Here is a 19,365-nt window from a genome sequence, read left to right on the forward strand (position 1 = left end):
GGCACTTTCCTTATTTCAGGGACTTGTAGCGGATACGACGAGGTTTGGCAGCATCTTCGCCCAGACGTTTCTTCTTGTCTGCTTCGTATTCCTGATAGTTGCCATCAAAGAATACGACCTGCGAATCACCCTCAAAAGCCAGTATGTGGGTGGCGATACGGTCCAGGAACCAGCGATCGTGACTGATCACCATGACCGAGCCGGCAAACTCCAGCAGGGCATCTTCCAGGGCACGCAGGGTTTCCACGTCCAGGTCGTTGGATGGTTCGTCCAGCAGCAAGACGTTGCCGCCGGCGATCAGGGTCTTGGCCAGGTGCAGACGACCACGCTCCCCGCCAGACAGATTGCCCACGATCTTGTTCTGATCCGCGCCCTTGAAGTTGAAGCGGCCCAGGTATGCACGCGATGGCATTTCAAAGCGGCCCACGGTCAGCAGGTCTGCGCCATCGGCAATCGCGTCAAAGACGGTCTTTTCATTAGCCAGGGCATCGCGCGACTGGTCCACATAAGCCAGCTTGACGGTTTGGCCCAGTTTGACCGTACCGGAATCAGGCTGTTCTTTACCGGCCAGCATGCGGAACAAGGTGGACTTACCGGCACCGTTAGGACCAATAATCCCGACGATGGCACCAGCTGGCACCTTGAAGCTCAAGTTGTCGATCAGCAGACGATCGCCATAGCCCTTGCTGACGTTTTCAAATTCAATAACTTCATTACCCAGACGTTCGGCCACAGGAATGAAGATTTCCTGGGTCTCGTTGCGCTTCTGGTATTCGTGCGAGGACAGTTCCTCGAAACGGGCCAGACGGGCCTTGGCTTTGGCCTGACGTCCCTTGGGGTTCTGGCGCACCCACTCCAGCTCTTTCTTGATGGTGCGCTGACGAGCACTTTCCGACGCCTCTTCCTGCTTCAGACGGTCGTCTTTCTGCTCCAGCCAGGAGCTGTAGTTGCCCTTCCAGGGAATACCGTGGCCACGGTCCAGTTCCAGAATCCACTCGGCGGCGTTGTCCAGAAAGTAACGGTCGTGAGTGACTGCTACTACAGTGCCGGGGAACTGGCGCAGGAACACTTCCAGCCAATCCACACTTTCCGCGTCCAGGTGGTTGGTGGGCTCATCCAGCAGCAACATATCAGGCTTGGACAGCAGCAACTGGCACAGGGCCACGCGGCGCTTTTCACCACCGGACAGGTTTGCAATGGAGGCATCCCAAGGTGGCAGACGCAGCGCATCGGCCGCGATTTCCATTTGGGTTTCGATGTCGTCCGCACCACTGGTCGCGGCGGCGGCAATAATGGATTCCAGTTCGGCCTGTTCGGCGGCCAGAGCGTCAAAATCTGCGTCGGGCTCGGCGTATTCGGCGTAGACCTGTTCCAGACGCTGACGCGCCTCGAACACCTGACCCAAACCGGCCTGCACGGCTTCGCGCACGCTGTGTTCGGGGTTCAGCTGAGGTTCTTGTGGCAGGTAACCGATCTTGATCCCCGCCATGGGGACGGCTTCGCCCTCGATCTCGGTATCTACCCCGGCCATGATCTTGAGCAAGGTGGATTTACCCGAGCCGTTCAGGCCCAGCACACCAATCTTGGCACCTGGAAAAAAAGACAAGGAGATATTGCGCAGAATCTGCCGCTTGGGCGGCACAATCTTGCCCACGCGGTTCATCGAATAAACGTATTGAGCCATATAAACCTAAAAAGGAAAAACAGGTCGTGTTCGGAAAACTGGGATTGTAGGCGTTTGGCGCCCGAAAGGTGCGCTTCTGTCAGGTTCAGAACAAAACACCCGGCCTGAGTGCAGGCCTGTCTCAGGTAATATACTCACTTTTGCTGACAATCCAAAAACGCCATGCCCACACCTGACGCCCCTGAACTTGTATTTACCACCGAAGAGATCGAAACCCTGGGCCGCACCGCCGATGCGCTGAGTGCCTACCTGGGTCGTGCCGTCCTGGCCGAGATCGTGGGAGCGGAAGAAACCGGCTTTGAATGGGTCATCTTTGCCATGCCCCTGGACAAGAATGAAGACGAAAGCGAATTCACGATTGTGCAGGTAGGCGGCGAACAGGCCCGCATCGTGGGCAACCGCGGCGGCTTGGACCCCAAGGACACGGCGGTCTACGCCTGCCGTTACCTGTGGGCCATCCAGTTAAGTGATGCCGAGCCTGTGCGCTTTATCAAAGTGGACGAAGAAGGCGAGGAAGTCGCCTGGACCGAGACCCTGGAAGAATTGCTGCCCTTCGCCCTGAGCGAAGATGCCTTCGCCGTCGAGGATGAGACGGATGAAGACGACGAGGACGACGATGATGACAGCCCGGAACCGGGCGCGCACGGCCACACCCTGCACTAATCGCGTTCAGGCCCGTCGCTTGTCCCGCAGATATAAAGCGACACCCACCGGCCACATCAAACCCACCAGCAGATAAGACGCCAGGCCTTTCAAGCCATAACCTGCTGGTGGCTTGCGCCCACTGGCACGCAGGTGCAGCCCAAAGCGGGTGTAACGCGCAGCAGCCATCAAGAACGCCTTGGGTTCGTAGCGGAACCAGGGCAGACACTTCACCACCGTATCCTGCGCCAGCAGCCACAAGCCCAGTGCATGTTGCTGGCTGGTTTTGCCTTGCACCGACAAGGAGTCCGGGCTGTCGTGGTAGACACGGAATACGGTGTTCACAAATCGGTTCTTGTAGCCCGCACGGGCAATCGCCCGCCACACCAGGCTTTCAGGCACAAAGCCGTCGATCTGATCGGGAAAGGGAAACTTGCGCAGTACGGCGGTACTCAAACAGCCGAACTTCTCGCCCCGCACGTGGTAGCGAAAACTCATGTCCAAAGAGCTGGCATCAAAAATATCCTGGGGAAACATATCCCCGACGACCTTGCCATCCGGTCGCACACACAGACCCGTAATGCCTGCATAAGCTGCTCGCTCTGATACAGGGATGTCGGCCCAGATCTGCGCCATATCGTAGAGCGCATTCACCAGCAGGGTGTCATCACTGTCCAAAGCAACGACCAGTTCACCTTGGGCCAGAGCCACGCCGTGATTGAACGCCGCCTTCTTGTGACGATTTTCCTGCCAGGCATAATGAATCGGAAAGGAGGCTTGCTGTTGCCAGCCTTGCACCAGTTCCCGTGTCCCGTCTGTGGAACCATCGTCAATGACCACCCACTCAAAGTCCTGACAGGTTTGCTCGCACAAGGAACGATAAACGCGCTCCAAGGTGTGAGCGCGGTTATAGCTAGGTGTCAGGACGGTGAACAAATGGCGCCATTCCATACGCGGGTGTCCCCATAAACCACTGTTTTGATTATTGTTACGGGCAGCTACTTACATCTGCATCAGAATGACATCATCATAAAGCAAGCACGGCGCTGTGCAGCGCACTATCTGCAGGGCTCCAGACAAACCCGAAGCAAAATCAAACGCGCACAAAAAAACCACAGGCTTGCCTGTGGTTTTTTTGCTGCTGGGTGTGATTTCAAGCTGAAAAATCAGGTTTCTGCTTGTACACCGCTCAAGCCAGGCACTTAGACGCGCTTGACCTTTTCCAGCATTTTGAAAACGCCCTTGGGTGCGCGCACAAACAGACGTTTGAATGCTTTACCCAGGCAACGACGCTCCAGCGTGTTGCGGCGAGTGCGTTTGATTTCCGCCATGGTGATCTCCGATCTTAATGTAAGCCCTGCCGGATGATCCCGACAAAAGCGCAATAGCTAACCAGAAATTCTACCGTAATCCGCGTTAAGATACAAAGGCTAGAGTGTGCATCCCTGGCAACACCTTGCTGGCGTGTACCGCTCTCACTGGCGCATGGGGCCTGTTTGACAGGCCTTTTCGCTGCCGCTTCCCTACTCTGCCCTCTCCAAAAAGCCGACCTTGCCATGAGCTCAGAAATTCGCATTTTTGGCGCCCGCCAGAACACTCTGAAAAACCTGAATGTACGTATCAAAACGGGCGAGTTATTGGTTATTACCGGCGTTTCCGGCTCAGGCAAAAGTTCGCTGGCCTTTGACACTCTGTATGCAGAAGGCCAACGACGCTATGTAGAAACCTTCTCCCCTTATGCGCGCCAGTTCCTGGACCGCATGGACAAGCCCCAGGTCGATCGCATTGAAGGCATTCTGCCCGCCATTGCCATTGACCAGGTGAACCCGGTGCGCAACTCGCGCAGTACCGTGGGTACCATGACGGAGCTGAACGATTACATCAAGCTGCTGTACGCCCGCTTGGGCGAGTTGTATTGCCGCCAGTGCGCCCAGCCTGTGCGCCGCGACAATGCCGACAGCATCGCCAAGCAGATTCGCAAGCTGGCAGAGGACCACGATGACCCACGCCTGGTTCTGACCTTTGCCGTCAAGGTTCCGGCCAACTTCACGCAGCAAGAAATTGAAACCTTGCTGCATCAGCAGGGCTACACCCGCCTGCACCACGAGGAAACACAGACCGTCACGGCCAGCAGCAGCACGAAAAAGGGCAAAAGCAGCAAAGCCGCCCCCACGGAGCAAAAGCTTCTCTATGTGATTCAGGACCGCTTCCGTGCCAGCACGGTAGAGCCGGAACGTTTCATGGAAGCGATCGAAGCGGCCTTGCGCCACGGACAAGGCAAGTTGACGGTGTATGCTTCGGCCAGTGCCGATGGCCCGGAAACCGCCTGGCGTTTCAGCCAGGGTCTGCACTGTGCCCAGTGCGATATTGAATACAGCACGCCGGTTGCCAGCACCTTCTCCTTCAACTCGCCCCTGGGCGCGTGTGAATCCTGCCGTGGCTTTGGCCGCGTGATGGGTATTGATTACGGCCTGGTCGTTCCCGATCCCAGCAAAAGCCTGCTTGAAGGTGCGATCCGCCCTTGGCAGACAGCCAGCTACAAAGAATGTCAGGTCGAGATGGAGCGCTACGCTCCGGCAGCCGGTGTACGCCTGAGCGTGCCCTGGAAGGACTTGAGCCAGGAAGAGCGCGACTGGGTGATTAACGGCACCCCGGACTGGAAAGGCGGTAATCAGGCCTGGAAAACCCAGTGGTACGGTGCACAGCGCTTTTTCGACTGGCTGGAGTCGCGCGCCTACAAGATGCACGTGCGTGTGCTGCTGTCTAAATACCGCAGCTACAACACCTGCCCGGCCTGCGCCGGCTCGCGTCTGAAACCCGAAGCCAGCTTGTGGCGTGTGGGCGATCAGGCGGCCCCCGCCGATTCCCGCTACCCACGTTTCATGCCCGTGCATTCAAACTGGCTGCGCGAGCAACTGGATGCCATGCCCGGCCTGAGCGTCCCGGACCTGATGCGTTTGCCTATCGAGCACGTACGCACATTTTTCCGTGGCCTGCACTTTGGCGATGCACGCGATGCGGCCATTGATCTGCTCTTGAAAGAAACCCTGTCCCGCCTGGATTATCTGTGCGATGTGGGCCTGTCCTATTTGTCGCTGGACCGCCAAAGCCGCACCCTGTCTGGCGGTGAAGTGCAGCGTATCAACCTGACCACGGCACTGGGCACCTCGCTGGTAAACACCCTGTTCGTGCTGGACGAGCCCTCGATTGGCCTGCACCCACGCGATATGCACCGCATTATTGAAGTAATGCATCGTCTGCGCGGCAATGGCAACACCCTGGTGGTGGTCGAGCACGACCCGCAAGTGATGGTGGCCGCCGACCGTATTCTGGACATGGGCCCCGGCCCTGGCGAGCGTGGCGGTCAGATTCTGTTTGATGGTTCGCCCCAAGCCTTGCGCGGTGCAGAAACGCTGACAGGCCGCTACCTGAGTGGCGAGCTGAGCATCGAATCGCCCCGCCCCATGCCTGTGGCCGACAACACCCCGCGCCTGCTGCTGGAAGACGTAAGCGCACACAATCTGCGTCATATCTCCGTGTCCATTCCGCTGGGCCGTCTGGTCTGCGTAACGGGCGTCTCCGGCTCGGGTAAATCCACGCTGATTCAGGACGTGCTCTACCCGGCCATCCTGAAACAACAAGGCAAACCAACGGAAGCCCCTGGCCCTTACGGTGCCTTGCTGGGCGCCGAGCAAATTGCCGAAGTAGTGATGGTGGACCAGACGCCTATCGGCAAAACGGCCCGCTCCAACCCGGCCAGTTATGTCGGTGCCTTTGACCCTATCCGCAAGCTGTTTGCCCAGGCCCCGCTGTCCAAAGAACGCAGTTACACGCCCGGCACCTTCAGCTTCAATAGTGGCGATGGCCGCTGCCCGACTTGCGGCGGTACGGGCTTTGAGCATATCGAAATGCAGTTCCTGTCGGACGTGTATCTGCGCTGCCCGGATTGCGATGGCAAGCGCTTCCGCCCCGAAGTGCTGGAAGTGCGTATCGAACACTTTGGTCGCAGCGCCTCGATTGACGAGGTGCTGGACATGACCGTGCATCAGGCCATGGAGTTCTTTGAAGGCCTGCGCGATGTGCAAACCGGCCTGGCACCCCTGGCCGATGTGGGCCTGGATTACCTGAAACTGGGCCAACCTGTGCCTACGCTCTCGGGCGGTGAGGCACAACGCTTGAAACTGGCGGCTTATCTGGCCCAGGCTTCGCGCACCCGTCTAAGCCAGGTGAAGGTCGCCAAGAAAGGCAATCTGTTCCTGTTCGACGAGCCCACCACCGGCCTGCACTTTGACGATATTGCCCGCCTGATGCGCGCCTTCCGCAAGCTGCTGGCCGCTGGTCACAGCCTGCTGATTATTGAGCACAATCTGGACCTGATCCGCGCGGCAGACTGGATTATTGATCTGGGCCCCGAAGGCGGCGAACATGGCGGCCAATTGCTGGGCACGGGTACGCCTGGCGACATCATGGCGCTGGAGCAATCGCACACCGGCCATGCCCTGAAAGAATACGAACAAGCCATTCTGGGTAAAGGCTCGGCCCTGTTCCAGGAACCCGAGGTAGATTACAAGGCCAGCTCGGGCGGCAGCAACGATGGCCAGATCGCCATCCTGAATGCACGCGAACACAACCTGAAGAACATCTCGGTGCACATTCCGCACAACACCTTCACCGTCGTGACGGGTGTCTCCGGTTCGGGCAAATCCACCCTGGCCTTCGACATTCTGTTTAACGAAGGTCAACGCCGCTACCTGGAATCCCTGAACGCCTACGCCCGCGCGATTGTGCAGCCCGCCGGTCAGCCCGATGTGGACGCAATCTACGGTATTCCACCTACCGTTGCCATTGAGCAGCGCACCAGCCGTGGGGGGCGCAAATCCACCGTGGCCACCATGACGGAAATCCACCATTTCCTGCGCTTGCTGTATGTGAAGCTGGCCACCCAATACTGCCCGGACTGCCATGTGCCTGTGGCCCCGCAAACGGCCGAGCAAATCGCCGCGCAATTGCTGCGTGATCATAAGGGTGAGCATATTGGTTTGCTGGCTCCCCTGGTCACCGCTCGCAAGGGCTACTACACCGACCTGGCCAAATGGGCGCAGGGCAAGGGCTATACCCATTTGCGCGTGGATGGCGAGTTCATCCCCGTCAACCCTTGGCCGCGCCTGGACCGTTACAGCGAACACACGCTGGAACTGCCGGTGGCCGACCTGATTATTGACCCTCGCCACGAACTGCAACTGCGCCAAGCCATACGCGAGGCGCTGGAGCTGGGTCACGGCTCCTTCAGTGTCCTGGCTCCCCTGACGCCATCGGGTTCCATGTCGCTGGAGCAACGCCGACAAGGTCAACCGCTGTCCACGGCCAGCCAGCAACACTTCTCCGTCAAGCGGGCTTGCCCGTGCTGCGGCACCAGCTTCCCCGAGCCGGACCCACGCATGTTCTCCTACAACTCCAAGCACGGCTGGTGCAAGGACTGCTTTGGTACGGGCTTGAAGCTGACCGGCTTCGACCAGGAACAAACGGGCGAGGAAAACAGCTGGAACAACGGCTACGAAGGCGAAGCCGTGGAATGCCCAAGCTGTCACGGCCAACGTTTGAACCCGGTCTCTCTGGCTTTTGAATGGCGCGACCAATCCATTGCCAAGCTGGCCGGTTTGCCCGTGGATGAAGCGCAGACCTTTTTTGGCAGCCTGAACATGAGTGGCCGCGAGGCCGATATTGCGCGCGACATTCTGAACGAAATCCGCAGCCGTCTGGACTTCATGCACGAAGTGGGCCTGGGATATCTGGCGCTGGATCGTGCCGCCCCCACCTTGTCCGGTGGGGAAGCCCAGCGTATCCGTCTGGCGGCCCAGTTAGGCTCAAACCTGCAGGGCGTGTGCTATGTGCTGGATGAACCCACGATCGGTCTGCACCCGCGCGACAACCAGATTCTGCTGAACGCCATGGCGCGTCTGGAAGGCAACGGCAATACGCTGGTGGTTGTCGAGCACGATGAAGACACCATACGCCGTGCCCAGCACATTATTGATATGGGCCCCGGTGCGGGAAAACGGGGCGGTGAAGTCATCGCGCAGGGCACACTGGCAGAAATCGAGGCCAACCCCAATTCGCTGACTGGCCGCTATCTGCGCGAGCCGCTCAAGCACCCCATGCAGGCACGCCGTCCAGTCCAGGCCGATGCACCCATGCTGACGGTGCACGATGCCAGCCTGCATAACCTGAACAAGGTCCAGGCCGGTATTCCGCTGGGCAAGCTCAGTCTGGTGACGGGCGTGTCAGGTTCCGGCAAATCCACCTTTGCCCGCGATGTGCTGCTGGATAACTTGCAACGTGTTGTCGGCAGCAAAGAAAAACCGGTGTGGCAGGGTTGTTCCAGCATCAGCGGCTGGGAAAGCCTGGACCGCGTGCTGGAAGTGGACCAAACCCCCATTGGCAAGACACCCCGCTCCTGCCCGGCCACCTATATCGGCTTCTGGGACGAGGTGCGCAAACTGTTTGCCAACACCAACGATGCCCGCCTGCGCGGCTGGAGCGCCTCACGCTTCTCCTTCAATACCGGCGATGGCCGTTGCCCCTTGTGCGAAGGCCAAGGCATGCGCACCCTGGAAATGAGCTTCCTGCCGGACGTGAAGGTGCCTTGTGACGCCTGCCACGGCCAGCGCTTCAATCCCGAAACACTGGCGGTGACCTGGCGCGACGTCTCCGCCGGTCAGCTTTTGCAAATGGATGTGGATGAGGCGGTTGAATACTTTGCCGCACATCCTAAAATATTGCGCCCCCTGCAGCTGATGCAAAGCGTAGGCCTGGGTTATCTGACCCTGGGCCAACCCTCCCCCACCCTGTCCGGTGGCGAGGCGCAGCGCGTCAAGCTGGTCAGCGAACTGGTCAAGGCTCGTCTGGACGAAGGTCTGACTCGCACAGGCCGCGCCTACAAGGCTCCGCACACCCTGTACGTGCTGGACGAACCCAGCGTAGGCCTGTCCATGGCGGATGTGGAAAAGCTGATTGTGGTGCTGCACCGACTGGTCGATGCCGGCCATACCGTGCTGGTGATTGAACATAATCTGGATTTGATTGCCGAAGCAGACTGGATTGTCGATCTGGGCCCCGAAGGCGGCTCGGGCGGCGGCAGGCTGGTGGTGCAAGGCACGCCGGATCAAGTACAAGCCAACCATGCCTCGCATACCGGCATGGCCCTGGCGGAATTTTTAAAGGAACACGGCGCATGTATGGCCGATTTGAAGACAGACTAAAAGGCTATGCGCTGGAAATGCAGGGCTACCTGGGCCATATCCAGGCTCGTAGCCCTGAAGACTTAAGTACTGCTTTTGAAAAAATCGAACAGGCTCGACAGGCTGGTCACTGGGTGGCACTGGCACTGGACTACGAACTGGCCGAGCTGTTCGAACCCCGTCTGTCTGCGCGTGATGCAGCGCCCCATGCGCCCCTGAATGCGCTGGTGTTTGAGCAGGCTCAGGAAGTGGCTTTATGGGATAGTCAGGCAAAGCCCGAATTGAAGGTCAGCCTGCAAATCAGTCAGCAAGACTACCGGGATGCTCTGGCCCAGGTTCAGCAAGGCTTGCAAGCCGGGGATTTTTACCAGATCAACTACACCATGCCGCTAAGTATTCAAACCGGCATGGCACCGCGTGATCTCTATACCGCACTGGCCAGCCGTCACCCGGTAGCCTACGCTGCGTATCTGGATTTGGGTGATCGTCATATCCTGTCGCTTTCGCCTGAACTGTTTCTGGAAAAACGAGGCAGCACCGTGCGAACCCGCCCCATGAAAGGCACACGCCCGCGCGATACCGACCCTGTTCAAGATCAGAACAATGCCCAGGAGCTGCAAAGCAGCCTGAAAGACCGAGCTGAAAACCTGATGATTGTGGATTTGCTGCGCAACGATCTGGGCCAGGTAGCCCGCACCGGCACCGTACAAACCACCAGCCTGTTCGATGTAGAGCAATATGCCTCGGTCTGGACCATGACTTCCAGCATCCAGGCCGAGGTAGACCCGGACTGCAGCCTGCAGACCCTGCTACGCGCCCTGTTCCCCTGTGGTTCGATTACCGGCGCCCCCAAGCTGGCTGCCATGCAATGCATACGCCAGCTGGAGACGCAGCGGCGCGGTATTTACTGCGGCTCGGTGGGTTATCTCAGCCCCCAGGGCGATTTGTCCCTGAATGTCAGCATCCGCAGTCTGGAACTGGACAATCACGGCCAAGGAAGGTTTGGCGTGGGCGGTGGCATTGTGCTGGATTCGGACCCGGATCAGGAATGGTTGGAGTGCTTGTGGAAAGCACGCGTATTGCAGGCCCCTGTAACACTGACTTAAAGGCAGCATCATGAGCCAAAGCAAACCTGAATTGATAGAAACCTTGCGGGTAGACGCGGACGGCCAGATCCCCCTGCTGGAACTGCATCTGGAGCGCGTGGCACGCAGCTGCGCGGAACTGGGCTACGACTGGGATGCACAAACCTGGTTGCAGGCCATGCATACCGCGTTGGGCCAGGCCCCGGTCAACACACCCTTGCGACTGCGTATCTTGTGGGGTGCCGACGCCAGCGCCCAGGCACAGGCGAACGCACTGCCAGCACTGGAAGGCCCCTTACAGCTATGCCTGTCCCGCATACCCCTGCCCGCTCAGGACCCGCTGCTCTCGCACAAGACGACGCATCGCCCCTGGTATCAAGAGGCCAGCGCCCTGCTGGAAAAGCATCCCCAAATCTTTGATGTGATCTATCTGGATACACAGAACCGGGTTTGTGAAGGCAGTCGCAGCAATATTTATATTCAGGACGAACAGGGCCAGTGGTGGACACCGCCCGCCCAAGGCTGGCTCTTGCCCGGCGTGCAACGGCAGGCGCTTCTCAATAGCAAGCTGGTTCGTGAAACCGAAATTTCCCTGGAGGATTTACTGAACGCCAAGGCAATCCGAGTCTCGAATGCCTTGCGTGGCTGGCAGGACGCCTTACTGGTCCAGTATCCGGTTTAAGGCGTAGTCGGCGGCCTGCATGCCCATGCTGGCCGTCACAGTGACCCCGGAGCCATAACCCGCGCAGGCCAGTCCTTGCAGCGCACCGTCTTCGGCCTGGGTCCAGTTCTGTGGCAGACGCGTTTCCTGCTCGAACCACAGGCAATCCACTCCCATGCGAGGCACACGCTTCAAGGCGCGGCCCTGAGCATCGCTGCCACGCGCAAAGCCATGCTGCTTGCGCAGGATCTGGCGCAGCTTGCCCAGCAAGGCATCATGGCGTGCTACCGACAAGTCTCCCCGGCGCAACGTCAGCGGGTCGGTTTTGCCTCCTGCCCCGCCGCAGCTCAGCAGGGGCACCTTGCAGCGCCTGGCCTGCAAGATCAGAGCAATCTTGGCACTAGCCTGGTCAGTGCAATCCAGAAACACGTCGGGGCGCTGCTCCATCAGGCTGGCCGCATTATCCTCAGTGACAAAATCTTCAATCAGCTGCAGCTGGCACTGAGGATTGATCTGCGCAATGCGCTGGGCCATGGCTTCAATCTTGGCCATGCCCAAGGTGCTGTCCAGAGCAGGCAGTTGGCGGTTGATATTCGATTCGGCAATATTATCCAGATCAATCAGGGTAATTCGGCCTACGGCCGAACGGGCCAGCGCTTCCACCGCCCAGGTTCCCACGCCCCCGATACCCGCCACCATCACATGGGCGGCCGCCAGACGCTCTCGCGCTCCGGCTCCATACAAACGATCCAAACCGCCGAAACGGCGTTCGGCATCCATGTTGTGCTGCTCTGTCATGCAATCTGTCCATCACCGGCCCATGCGGCCAAACCCGTTAATTCTACGTCTAATTGCCCCTGACCAGCCTGTGAAACGGGCCTTATGCCCTGGTGGCTTGACTGTGCCCTGCCAAATAGCAACACTCATATAAGCAAATTAGTATTTTTCCTTAGTTATCAGCATCAAAGCCCGCTACAGTGGACTGTGCTTGCTCTACAATTGTCATAGGTTTCAAGCATCTGTGATTTTGGCTTACCACCCCTTTTTGCCGTGAACATCGATTCTACTTCCGCCTCGCCTTCCGCCGTACCCACACCGTGCAGCTTTCGTGTCCTGACTGACGAAGAGCGCAACGCCTCTTTGCGTCAATCCCTGGAAGAGGTGCAGTGGTGTGAAAAACAAGACCTGTGGGTCTATGGTTACGGCTCTCTGATCTGGCGTCCCGATTTTGAATTTGCCGAGCAGCGCCAAGCCTTGCTGCGCGGTTACCATCGGGCGCTGTGCTTGTGGTCACGTATCAACCGCGGTACGCCCGAGCAACCCGGTCTGGTTTTCGGGCTGGATGTAGGCGGTTCTTGCCGGGGCATGGCCTTTCGCATTCCCGCCGAAAGCGTCCCCAAGGTATTCGATGCCCTATGGCTGCGCGAAATGCCCAGCGGTGCCTATATTCCTCGCTGGTTGCGCTGCCGCACCAGCCAGGGCGATATTCGTGCCCTGGTCTTTACCATGAACCGCAAGACCGACGCCTACGTCCCCCGTATGCCGGACGAACAGTTGCGACAAGTGGTGTACTCGGCCCAGGGAACCAACGGCCCTTGCATCGAATACGTCATGGAAACCGCCTCGGCGCTGCAACGCTCTAAAATTCTGGATAAACGCCTGCAATCAGTGGTTCAATTACTACAGAGCCAGACTGCACTGCTTAATCCTCAACAAGCCTAAGAGCGCCCCATGTCCCTTGCCGATTTGCGTAACGAATACGAACGCTTTTCCCTGAGCGAAAACGAACTCTGTGCCGATCCTCGCCAGCAATTTCAACGCTGGCTGGATCAGGCGATTGAGCTAAAGGAAGTCGAACCCACGGCGATGACGCTGGCCACCGTGAACCCGGAAGGCCGCCCATCGGCGCGCATTGTTCTGCTCAAGGGTTACGACGAACAAGGCCTGGTGTTCTTTACGAATTACCAATCTCGCAAGGGTACGGACCTGGACCATAACCCTTGGGCCAGCCTGTCCTTTTTCTGGGCCTCCATGCAGCGCCAGGTGCGCTTTGAAGGCCGCATCAGCCGCATCAGCGCAGCCGAATCCGACGAATACTTTCACAGCCGTCCTCTGGGCTCTCGCATTGGGGCCTGGGCCTCGCCGCAAAGCCAACCCATCAGCCGCACAGAGCTGGATGCCCGTGCCAAGCAGTACACTGAAAGCTTAGGTGAACATCCCGCCCGCCCTGAACACTGGGGTGGCTTCCGACTGACTCCAGACCATGTCGAATTCTGGCAAGGCCGTGCCTCGCGCCTGCACGACAGGCTGGTGTTCGACCGCAAGGACACATCTGACTGGCAGGTGAGCCGACTGGCTCCTTAAGCCGTTCCCTTGGGGACGCCTGCCCTCAGCATTGATGCAATGACTGTTTTTTCTTCTACCTTCGATAGCGACTTCTTCCGTTCGGCACTGGGCCGTTTCGCCACTGGCGTGACGGTCGTGACCGGTGCCAACAAAGACCACCCGGATCAGGCCATTGGCCTGACCGTCAGCTCCTTTAACTCTGTTTCCCTGGACCCACCTCTGGTGCTGTGGTCGCTGGCCAAGCGCTCCCAGTCCCTGCCACACTTTGTGGACGGCCAGGGCTACGTGATTCACGTTTTGGGAGCCAGTCAGCTATCGCTGGCCAAGCGCTTTGCCTGGGGCGATCAGGCCGAGCGTTTTCGCGATCACCCCATCAAGCGTTCCCCGCACGGCTTGCTCATGTTGGACGACGAGCGCTGCAGTGCCTGGTTCGAGTGCAAGCCTTATGCCGTGCATGAGGCAGGCGACCACCTGATCTTTATCGGTGAAGTCACCCACTGCGAACGCAGCGCCCATCAGCCCCTGATCTACCATGCGGGCGACTTTGACCTGACTCCTTCCCTGGCGTGACGGGGTGTTGCAACGCAGCCCTGACGACGACAGCATGGCGGGAGTACACTACGCCTTTTGCTCCAACGCGCCAATAAGGTCCTGATTCATGGCAAACGATGTCGATTGCATAGTGCTGGGAGCGGGGGTCGTAGGTTTGGCCTGCGCCCGACAAATGGCCCAGCAAGGCATGGAGGTTCTGCTGATCGAGCAAACCGCCAGCATTGGCAATGGCGTCAGTTCCCGCAATTCAGAGGTCATACACGCGGGCATTTACTACACACCGGGCAGCCTGAAGGCCCGCCTGTGTGTAGAAGGCAAAGCCCGGCTGTATGACTACTGCCAGGAACACCATATAGCCCACGCCCGTTGCGGCAAGCTGATTGTGGCGACCACGCCCGAACAGGAAGCCGATCTGCTCAAGCTGCAGGCCCAGGCGCGCGCTTGTGGTGTGGACGATTTGCAGTGGCTAAATGCCGCCCAGGCCCAGGCTCTGGAGCCGGCCTTGAATTGCAGCGCCGCCCTGCTCTCTCCTTCCACCGGCATTGTAGATACCCATGCTTTGATGCTGGCCCTGCAAGGCGATGCAGAAAACCACGGTGCCCAACTGGTCTTCAATACGCCTTTTGTCAGTGCGCGTGTCCTGCCCGGACAAGGTTTTGAAGTGCATGTGGGTGGCGCAGAAGCGTTCAGCCTGACAAGCACCCATCTGATCAATGCGGCTGGTTTGGGCGCGGTCGCCGCCGCACGCCAGATCGAGGGGCTGGATGCCAGCCATATCCCGAATGCCTATCTGTGCAAAGGCAGCTATTTCTCTTTGGCGGGTCGCTCGCCCTTCAAGCACCTGATCTACCCCATGCCCAATAAAGCAGGGCTGGGTGTGCATCTGACGCTGGATCTGGCCGGTCAGGCCCGCTTTGGCCCGGACACCGAATGGGTACAGGACGAGAACTACGATATGGACCCGCAGCGGGGCCAATCTTTTTACGCGGCCGTGCGCGAGTACTGGCCCGCTTTGCCTGATAACAGCCTGAACCCCGCCTATAGCGGTATCCGGCCTAAAATTGTGCCCGCAGGCCATGCGGCAGCCGACTTTGTCTTTTCGGGTCCCGCCGAGCACGGCATACCCGGACTGCTGAATCTGTTCGGCATCGAATCCCCCGGCCTGACCGCGTGTTTAGCGATTGCACAACACAGCCAAGAAACCCTGGCCCAGGCAGCTTAAAAACTTTTCTGAAATCTTTACAATACTGTCGATGAACGATTACATCTTGACCCTATCCTGCCCGGATCGTACCGGCATTGTCCACAGCGTATCGGGCTGGCTGCTTGAGCAGAACGGCAACATTCTTGAGGCACAGCAGTTCGGCGACGCCGCCACCAACCGCTTTTTCCTGCGCATCCAGTTTTCCCTGCCCGAAAAGCAGGACGTCAATGCGCTGCAAACCAGCTTCGCACCCATTGCTGAAAAATTCAGCATGGACGCCAATATTTACGACGCACAACGCAAAGCCCGCTTGCTGATCCTGGTCAGCCGTCAGGGCCACTGCCTGAACGATCTGCTGTTCCGCGCCCATAGCGGCCAACTGCCGGTGGAAATTGCTGCTGTGGCCTCCAACCATACCGACCACGCCGGTCTGGCTTCTTCTTACGGCATCCCTTTCCATCACCTGCCCGTGACACCGGAAACCCGCCCCGAGCAAGAGCAGCAAATCATCGACCTGGCTCGTGACCTGAAGATTGATCTGGTTGTGCTGGCCCGCTACATGCAGATTCTGTCCACCAATCTGTGCCAATCCCTGTCTGGTCGCGCCATCAATATTCACCACAGCTTCCTGCCCAGCTTCAAGGGCGCACGCCCCTACCACCAAGCACATGCTCGTGGTGTGAAGATTATTGGTGCTACCGCCCACTACGTGACGGCTGATCTGGACGAAGGCCCGATCATCGAACAGGACGTGGAACACGTCACCCACTCGGTCAGCCCAGCTGAGCTGACCCAGATCGGTAGCGATGTGGAGTCTCTGGTTCTGGCCCGTGCTGTGCGCGCCCACGTGGAGCACCGCATCTTGCTGAACGATCAGCGCACGGTGGTATTCCGCTAAGCAGTGAGGTCAGACCGGCCTTAAGACTGAAAAAAAGCCCTCAATGCTATGGATATAGATCCACGCATTGAGGGTTTTTTACTGGTCACCCATTTTTTCAGAAGCCAGATGACATGAGCCTGCTCGCTACTTGGCAATTAGCTCTACCAGCCTCAGGCAACGATCGACTGCTGTCTCTGCCAATCTCTGACGAGTATCTGCTTCAAATCGCCAACAGCCTCTCCCGCATACTGACTGCTTCCTCAAGTCGACCATACGCTTGCAGCATGTCTCGTCGGCAAGACCCATATTTACCTCGGGTACACGGCTACAAGCTCTGCTTATTGCCCTAACGCTAAACCTTCACGCCGAGGGTCTACCCCCGCTTCCAGTCCCTCCTGAGTCCAGCGAATCACATGCGTACCGCTAGGAAAAGGCTGCTCACGCACCTCGTGCCCCATTGCCCTCAAGGCCTGCGCCTGTTCCGTCACCGTAGTCCCAGCTTCCAGCTCTGTCGCCCAATTGCGGCTGCCGTAATGGGGCAGGCTGACTGCCTGTTGAGCATCCAGATTCCACATCAACATGCCGGTCAGGGCTTGAGCCACATAAGGAATAATGGCACTGCCACCGGGTGAGCCCAGGGCAATGACAGGACGGCCATCCTGCATCACCATCATCGGTGCCATGGAACTGCGTGGACGCTTGCCGGGCTCCACCCGATTCACGGACAGGCGTCCCATTTCGTCTTTGGGGCTCAAGGCAAAGTCAGTCAGCTGATTGTTCATCAAGAAACCATGCACCATGATCTTGCTACCAAAAGCTGACTCGACCGAAGTGGTCATGGACACCACTTGCCCCTTGGCATCCGCCACGGACAAATGCGTCGTGGAAGGCAGCTCGGGCGTGTTGTCGCTGGCAGCCTGTGAGTCGGCCAAGGGCTTACCCGGTTGAGCGTGTCCCATGGATCGGTCTGGCTGAATCAAGGCAGCGCGGGATTTCAGATACTCCGGAGCCAGCAAAGCCTGCTGAGGGACAGACACAAATGCCGGATCGGCCACCCAGGCATCCCGATCCGCGAAGGCCAAACGCCCCGCTTCAGAGAAATAGTGAATCGCTTCCACAGATTGCGGCTTCGCCGCAGCAATGGGCGTGTGCTGCAAGATACCCAGCATCTGCATCACACTGATAGCCCCGGAACTGGGCGGTGCCATGCCACAGAGAGCCACTTGCTGCCAGTCCATACAGAGGGGTTCACGACGCAAGGCGCGGTACTGCGTCAAGTCAGACACGGCCAGATCACCCGCAATGGGATCGGCAGCGACGGCAGCCACCATATCCTGGGCAAGTTCACCTTGATAAAAAGCCTGTGCACCCTGCCTGGCCAACAAGCGCAGCACCTGCGCGTATTCCTTGTTCTGCAAACGATGACCAACTGGCCAGGGCTTGCCTTGCTCGTCCAGAAAATAGGCACGTGTAGCCGCCTTGTCAGCCAGTTCAGGATTATCGGCAATCAAGGTATTCAAGCGTGGGCTGACTTCAAAACCGACCTCAGCAAGCTCAATCGCCGGGTCAAACAAATTCGCCCACGGCAGCACGCCACCGTCTTTATGCATCAACTCCAGGGCACGCAGCAAACCCGGTACGCCTACCGAGCGACCACTATTGACCGCCTGCTTGAAGGACATGGTTTTACCGTCCAGCTCGAAGCGATCCAGACTGCTGGCTGCGGGCACCGTTTCCCGTCCGTCATAGCTCATCAGGCCGGTCTTGGGCTGGAACATCAGCAAGAAGCCGCCACCGCCAATGCCGGAAGACTGTGGTTCCACCAGCCCCAGAACTAACTGAGCCGCAATGGCTGCATCCACCGCACTGCCTCCCTGATCCAGGATGCGCAAACCCGCTTGTGTCGCCAAAGGATGTGCCGTCACCACCATGCTTTTCTGGGTGACAAGCTTGTCACGCTGCATGACACTGCTGGCGGTTTCCGGGTTTAAATGCTGGCTGGCTGCTTCCCGAGCATGCGCAGGTAGCGCCAGAGCCAAGGTCAAGGCAGCCGACAACAGAGCCGGTTTCCAGTGCAATCTCATGTGTTCTCCTTTTGGTCCTCAAGCAGCCATTGTTCCAGCAAAACCACCGCTTCGCTGGGCTCATTGGCCGTGGGATAACTAAAAAAATAGGCCTCACTGACAGGCATGGCATGATCCAGCGGCATGATCAGCTCGCCCTGCTCCAGCGCCTGTTGCACCAGAAAACGCGGCATCAAGGCCACGCCCATGTCGGCATGCAATGCCGACATCACCAGGCTGAACAGCTCGTAACGCGGGCCGGAACTGACACGCAAATCAGGCTCCAGACCGGCAGATCGATACCAGTCCGACCAGCTATCGGGGCGCGTGGACATATGCAGGTGAACCAGCTTTTGCCAGTCGTCACTGGCGGCCAGCTCGGGCGAGCAGACCGGCACCAGTTCGCCTTCGTCAAACAGCTTGATCCCTTCGGTTTGCGGCCATAACTGCCGTCCATGATAAATGGCAGCATCAAAGGGGTGGTCGCCAAACTGAAACGGAGTGGTACGAACGGACAGGCTGACTGTGATGTCCGGATAACGCTGGGAGAAACGTGCCAGGCGCGGCATCAGCCACACGGTCGACAAGGTAGGCAACACGGCCAGATGGATGCTGCGGCCCACACCGGCGCGTGCAATCAGGCTGAAAGTATCCTTGCCGATTTGCTCCAGATGGTGACGGATGCGAGCAGCATAATCGCGCCCTGCCGGAGTCAACACCAGACGCCGCCGCACCCGTGTCAGCAAGGTCACACCCAGCCGCTGCTCCAGGCCGCTTACCTGCCGGTACACCGCGCTATGCGTCAAGGACAATTCCTCGGCCGCACGGGAAAAAGTCCCCAAACGGGCCGTGGCCTCAAAGGCCTGTAATGCGCCCAAACTGGGTACGCCTTGTCTCATAGGTCTTCCTCTTAATCATGCCGCCTCAGCCCTCCTCATTCAGTGCAGAGCCGGATCGTTACGCCAGAACACGACATTGTGCAATTTTATCAATTGCCTTGTGCGCTTTAT

At 58.6% G+C, this 19,365-nt stretch carries 15 protein-coding genes; 9 read left to right on the forward strand and 6 right to left on the reverse strand.

The genetic code is table 11. From position 1 onward, the window contains the following. Positions 1 to 10: 10 nt before the first annotated feature. Positions 11 to 1,684, reverse strand: coding sequence for an energy-dependent translational throttle protein EttA (gene ettA, locus M2Q46_RS10230; protein WP_009455087.1), 1,674 nt, complete (start codon positions 1,682 to 1,684; stop codon positions 11 to 13). A 162-nt stretch (positions 1,685 to 1,846) separates the two neighbouring features. Here ettA and M2Q46_RS10235 point away from each other — a divergent pair, with 162 nt between their 5' ends. Beyond that, positions 1,847 to 2,347, forward strand: a complete 501-nt coding sequence (locus M2Q46_RS10235; RefSeq protein WP_088451053.1) for a hypothetical protein — start codon at positions 1,847 to 1,849, stop codon at positions 2,345 to 2,347. A gap of 6 nt (positions 2,348 to 2,353) precedes the next feature. Here M2Q46_RS10235 and M2Q46_RS10240 read toward each other — a convergent pair whose 3' ends face one another. Both M2Q46_RS10240 and M2Q46_RS10245 read right to left on the reverse strand, forming a co-directional pair. Beyond that, a complete protein-coding gene (locus M2Q46_RS10240) occupies positions 2,354 to 3,277 on the reverse strand; it encodes a glycosyltransferase family A protein (protein WP_035271108.1) in 924 nt (307 codons plus the stop codon). 251 nt (positions 3,278 to 3,528) lie between these two features. Then, positions 3,529 to 3,657: a hypothetical protein gene (locus M2Q46_RS10245; protein WP_003803595.1), complete on the reverse strand. Its 129-nt coding sequence runs from the start codon at positions 3,655 to 3,657 to the stop codon at positions 3,529 to 3,531. A 225-nt stretch (positions 3,658 to 3,882) separates the two neighbouring features. On the opposite strand from M2Q46_RS10245, the gene uvrA reads away from it, so the two are divergent. Genes uvrA through M2Q46_RS10260 form a run of 3 tightly spaced genes read left to right on the forward strand, consistent with a single transcriptional unit; the run spans position 3,883 to position 11,331 of the window. Next, positions 3,883 to 9,585 (forward strand): excinuclease ABC subunit UvrA, encoded by a 5,703-nt coding sequence (gene uvrA / locus M2Q46_RS10250; RefSeq protein WP_302357189.1) that lies wholly within the window; start codon positions 3,883 to 3,885, stop codon positions 9,583 to 9,585. Further along, positions 9,558 to 10,670, forward strand: coding sequence for an aminodeoxychorismate synthase component I (gene pabB, locus M2Q46_RS10255; protein WP_302357190.1), 1,113 nt, complete (start codon positions 9,558 to 9,560; stop codon positions 10,668 to 10,670). The genes uvrA and pabB overlap by 28 nt, the downstream gene beginning before the upstream one ends. Before the next feature lie 10 nt (positions 10,671 to 10,680). Beyond that, the gene (locus tag M2Q46_RS10260) at positions 10,681 to 11,331 is read left to right on the forward strand and encodes an aminotransferase class IV (protein ID WP_302357191.1); all 651 of its coding nucleotides are present in this window, start codon (positions 10,681 to 10,683) and stop codon (positions 11,329 to 11,331) included. On the opposite strand, the gene M2Q46_RS10265 is transcribed toward M2Q46_RS10260, so the two are convergent. Beyond that, positions 11,308 to 12,108, reverse strand: a complete 801-nt coding sequence (locus tag M2Q46_RS10265; RefSeq protein ID WP_257113040.1) for a tRNA threonylcarbamoyladenosine dehydratase — start codon at positions 12,106 to 12,108, stop codon at positions 11,308 to 11,310. The genes M2Q46_RS10260 and M2Q46_RS10265 overlap by 24 nt on opposite strands. A 252-nt stretch (positions 12,109 to 12,360) precedes the next feature. Here M2Q46_RS10265 and M2Q46_RS10270 point away from each other — a divergent pair, with 252 nt between their 5' ends. From M2Q46_RS10270 to purU, 5 genes are all read left to right on the forward strand, one after another. Next, positions 12,361 to 13,032, forward strand: coding sequence for a gamma-glutamylcyclotransferase (locus M2Q46_RS10270; RefSeq protein ID WP_302357193.1), 672 nt, complete (start codon positions 12,361 to 12,363; stop codon positions 13,030 to 13,032). Between the two features lie 9 nt (positions 13,033 to 13,041). After that, positions 13,042 to 13,674 (forward strand): pyridoxamine 5'-phosphate oxidase, encoded by a 633-nt coding sequence (gene pdxH / locus M2Q46_RS10275; RefSeq protein WP_035271119.1) that lies wholly within the window; start codon positions 13,042 to 13,044, stop codon positions 13,672 to 13,674. Between the two features lie 39 nt (positions 13,675 to 13,713). After that, positions 13,714 to 14,226: a flavin reductase family protein gene (locus M2Q46_RS10280; RefSeq protein ID WP_009455106.1), complete on the forward strand. Its 513-nt coding sequence runs from the start codon at positions 13,714 to 13,716 to the stop codon at positions 14,224 to 14,226. 88 nt (positions 14,227 to 14,314) lie between these two features. Further along, positions 14,315 to 15,430: an NAD(P)/FAD-dependent oxidoreductase gene (locus M2Q46_RS10285; RefSeq protein WP_137431407.1), complete on the forward strand. Its 1,116-nt coding sequence runs from the start codon at positions 14,315 to 14,317 to the stop codon at positions 15,428 to 15,430. A 25-nt stretch (positions 15,431 to 15,455) separates the two neighbouring features. Further along, positions 15,456 to 16,310, forward strand: coding sequence for a formyltetrahydrofolate deformylase (gene purU / locus M2Q46_RS10290; RefSeq protein WP_164837966.1), 855 nt, complete (start codon positions 15,456 to 15,458; stop codon positions 16,308 to 16,310). Positions 16,311 to 16,630: 320 nt separating this feature from the next. On the opposite strand, the gene ggt is transcribed toward purU, so the two are convergent. Further along, complete coding sequence (gene ggt, locus M2Q46_RS10295; RefSeq protein ID WP_060185599.1) at positions 16,631 to 18,376, reverse strand: gamma-glutamyltransferase; 1,746 nt, start codon at positions 18,374 to 18,376, stop codon at positions 16,631 to 16,633. After that, entirely contained in the window at positions 18,373 to 19,254 is an 882-nt protein-coding gene (locus M2Q46_RS10300; protein ID WP_302357194.1) for a LysR substrate-binding domain-containing protein, read from the reverse strand. Before M2Q46_RS10300 ends, ggt begins: the two co-directional genes overlap by 4 nt. Positions 19,255 to 19,365: the final 111 nt, after the last annotated feature.

Origin of the sequence: Alcaligenes sp. YSL9, from assembly GCF_030515105.1 — a bacterium.
GTDB lineage: Bacteria > Pseudomonadota > Gammaproteobacteria > Burkholderiales > Burkholderiaceae_B > Alcaligenes > Alcaligenes phenolicus.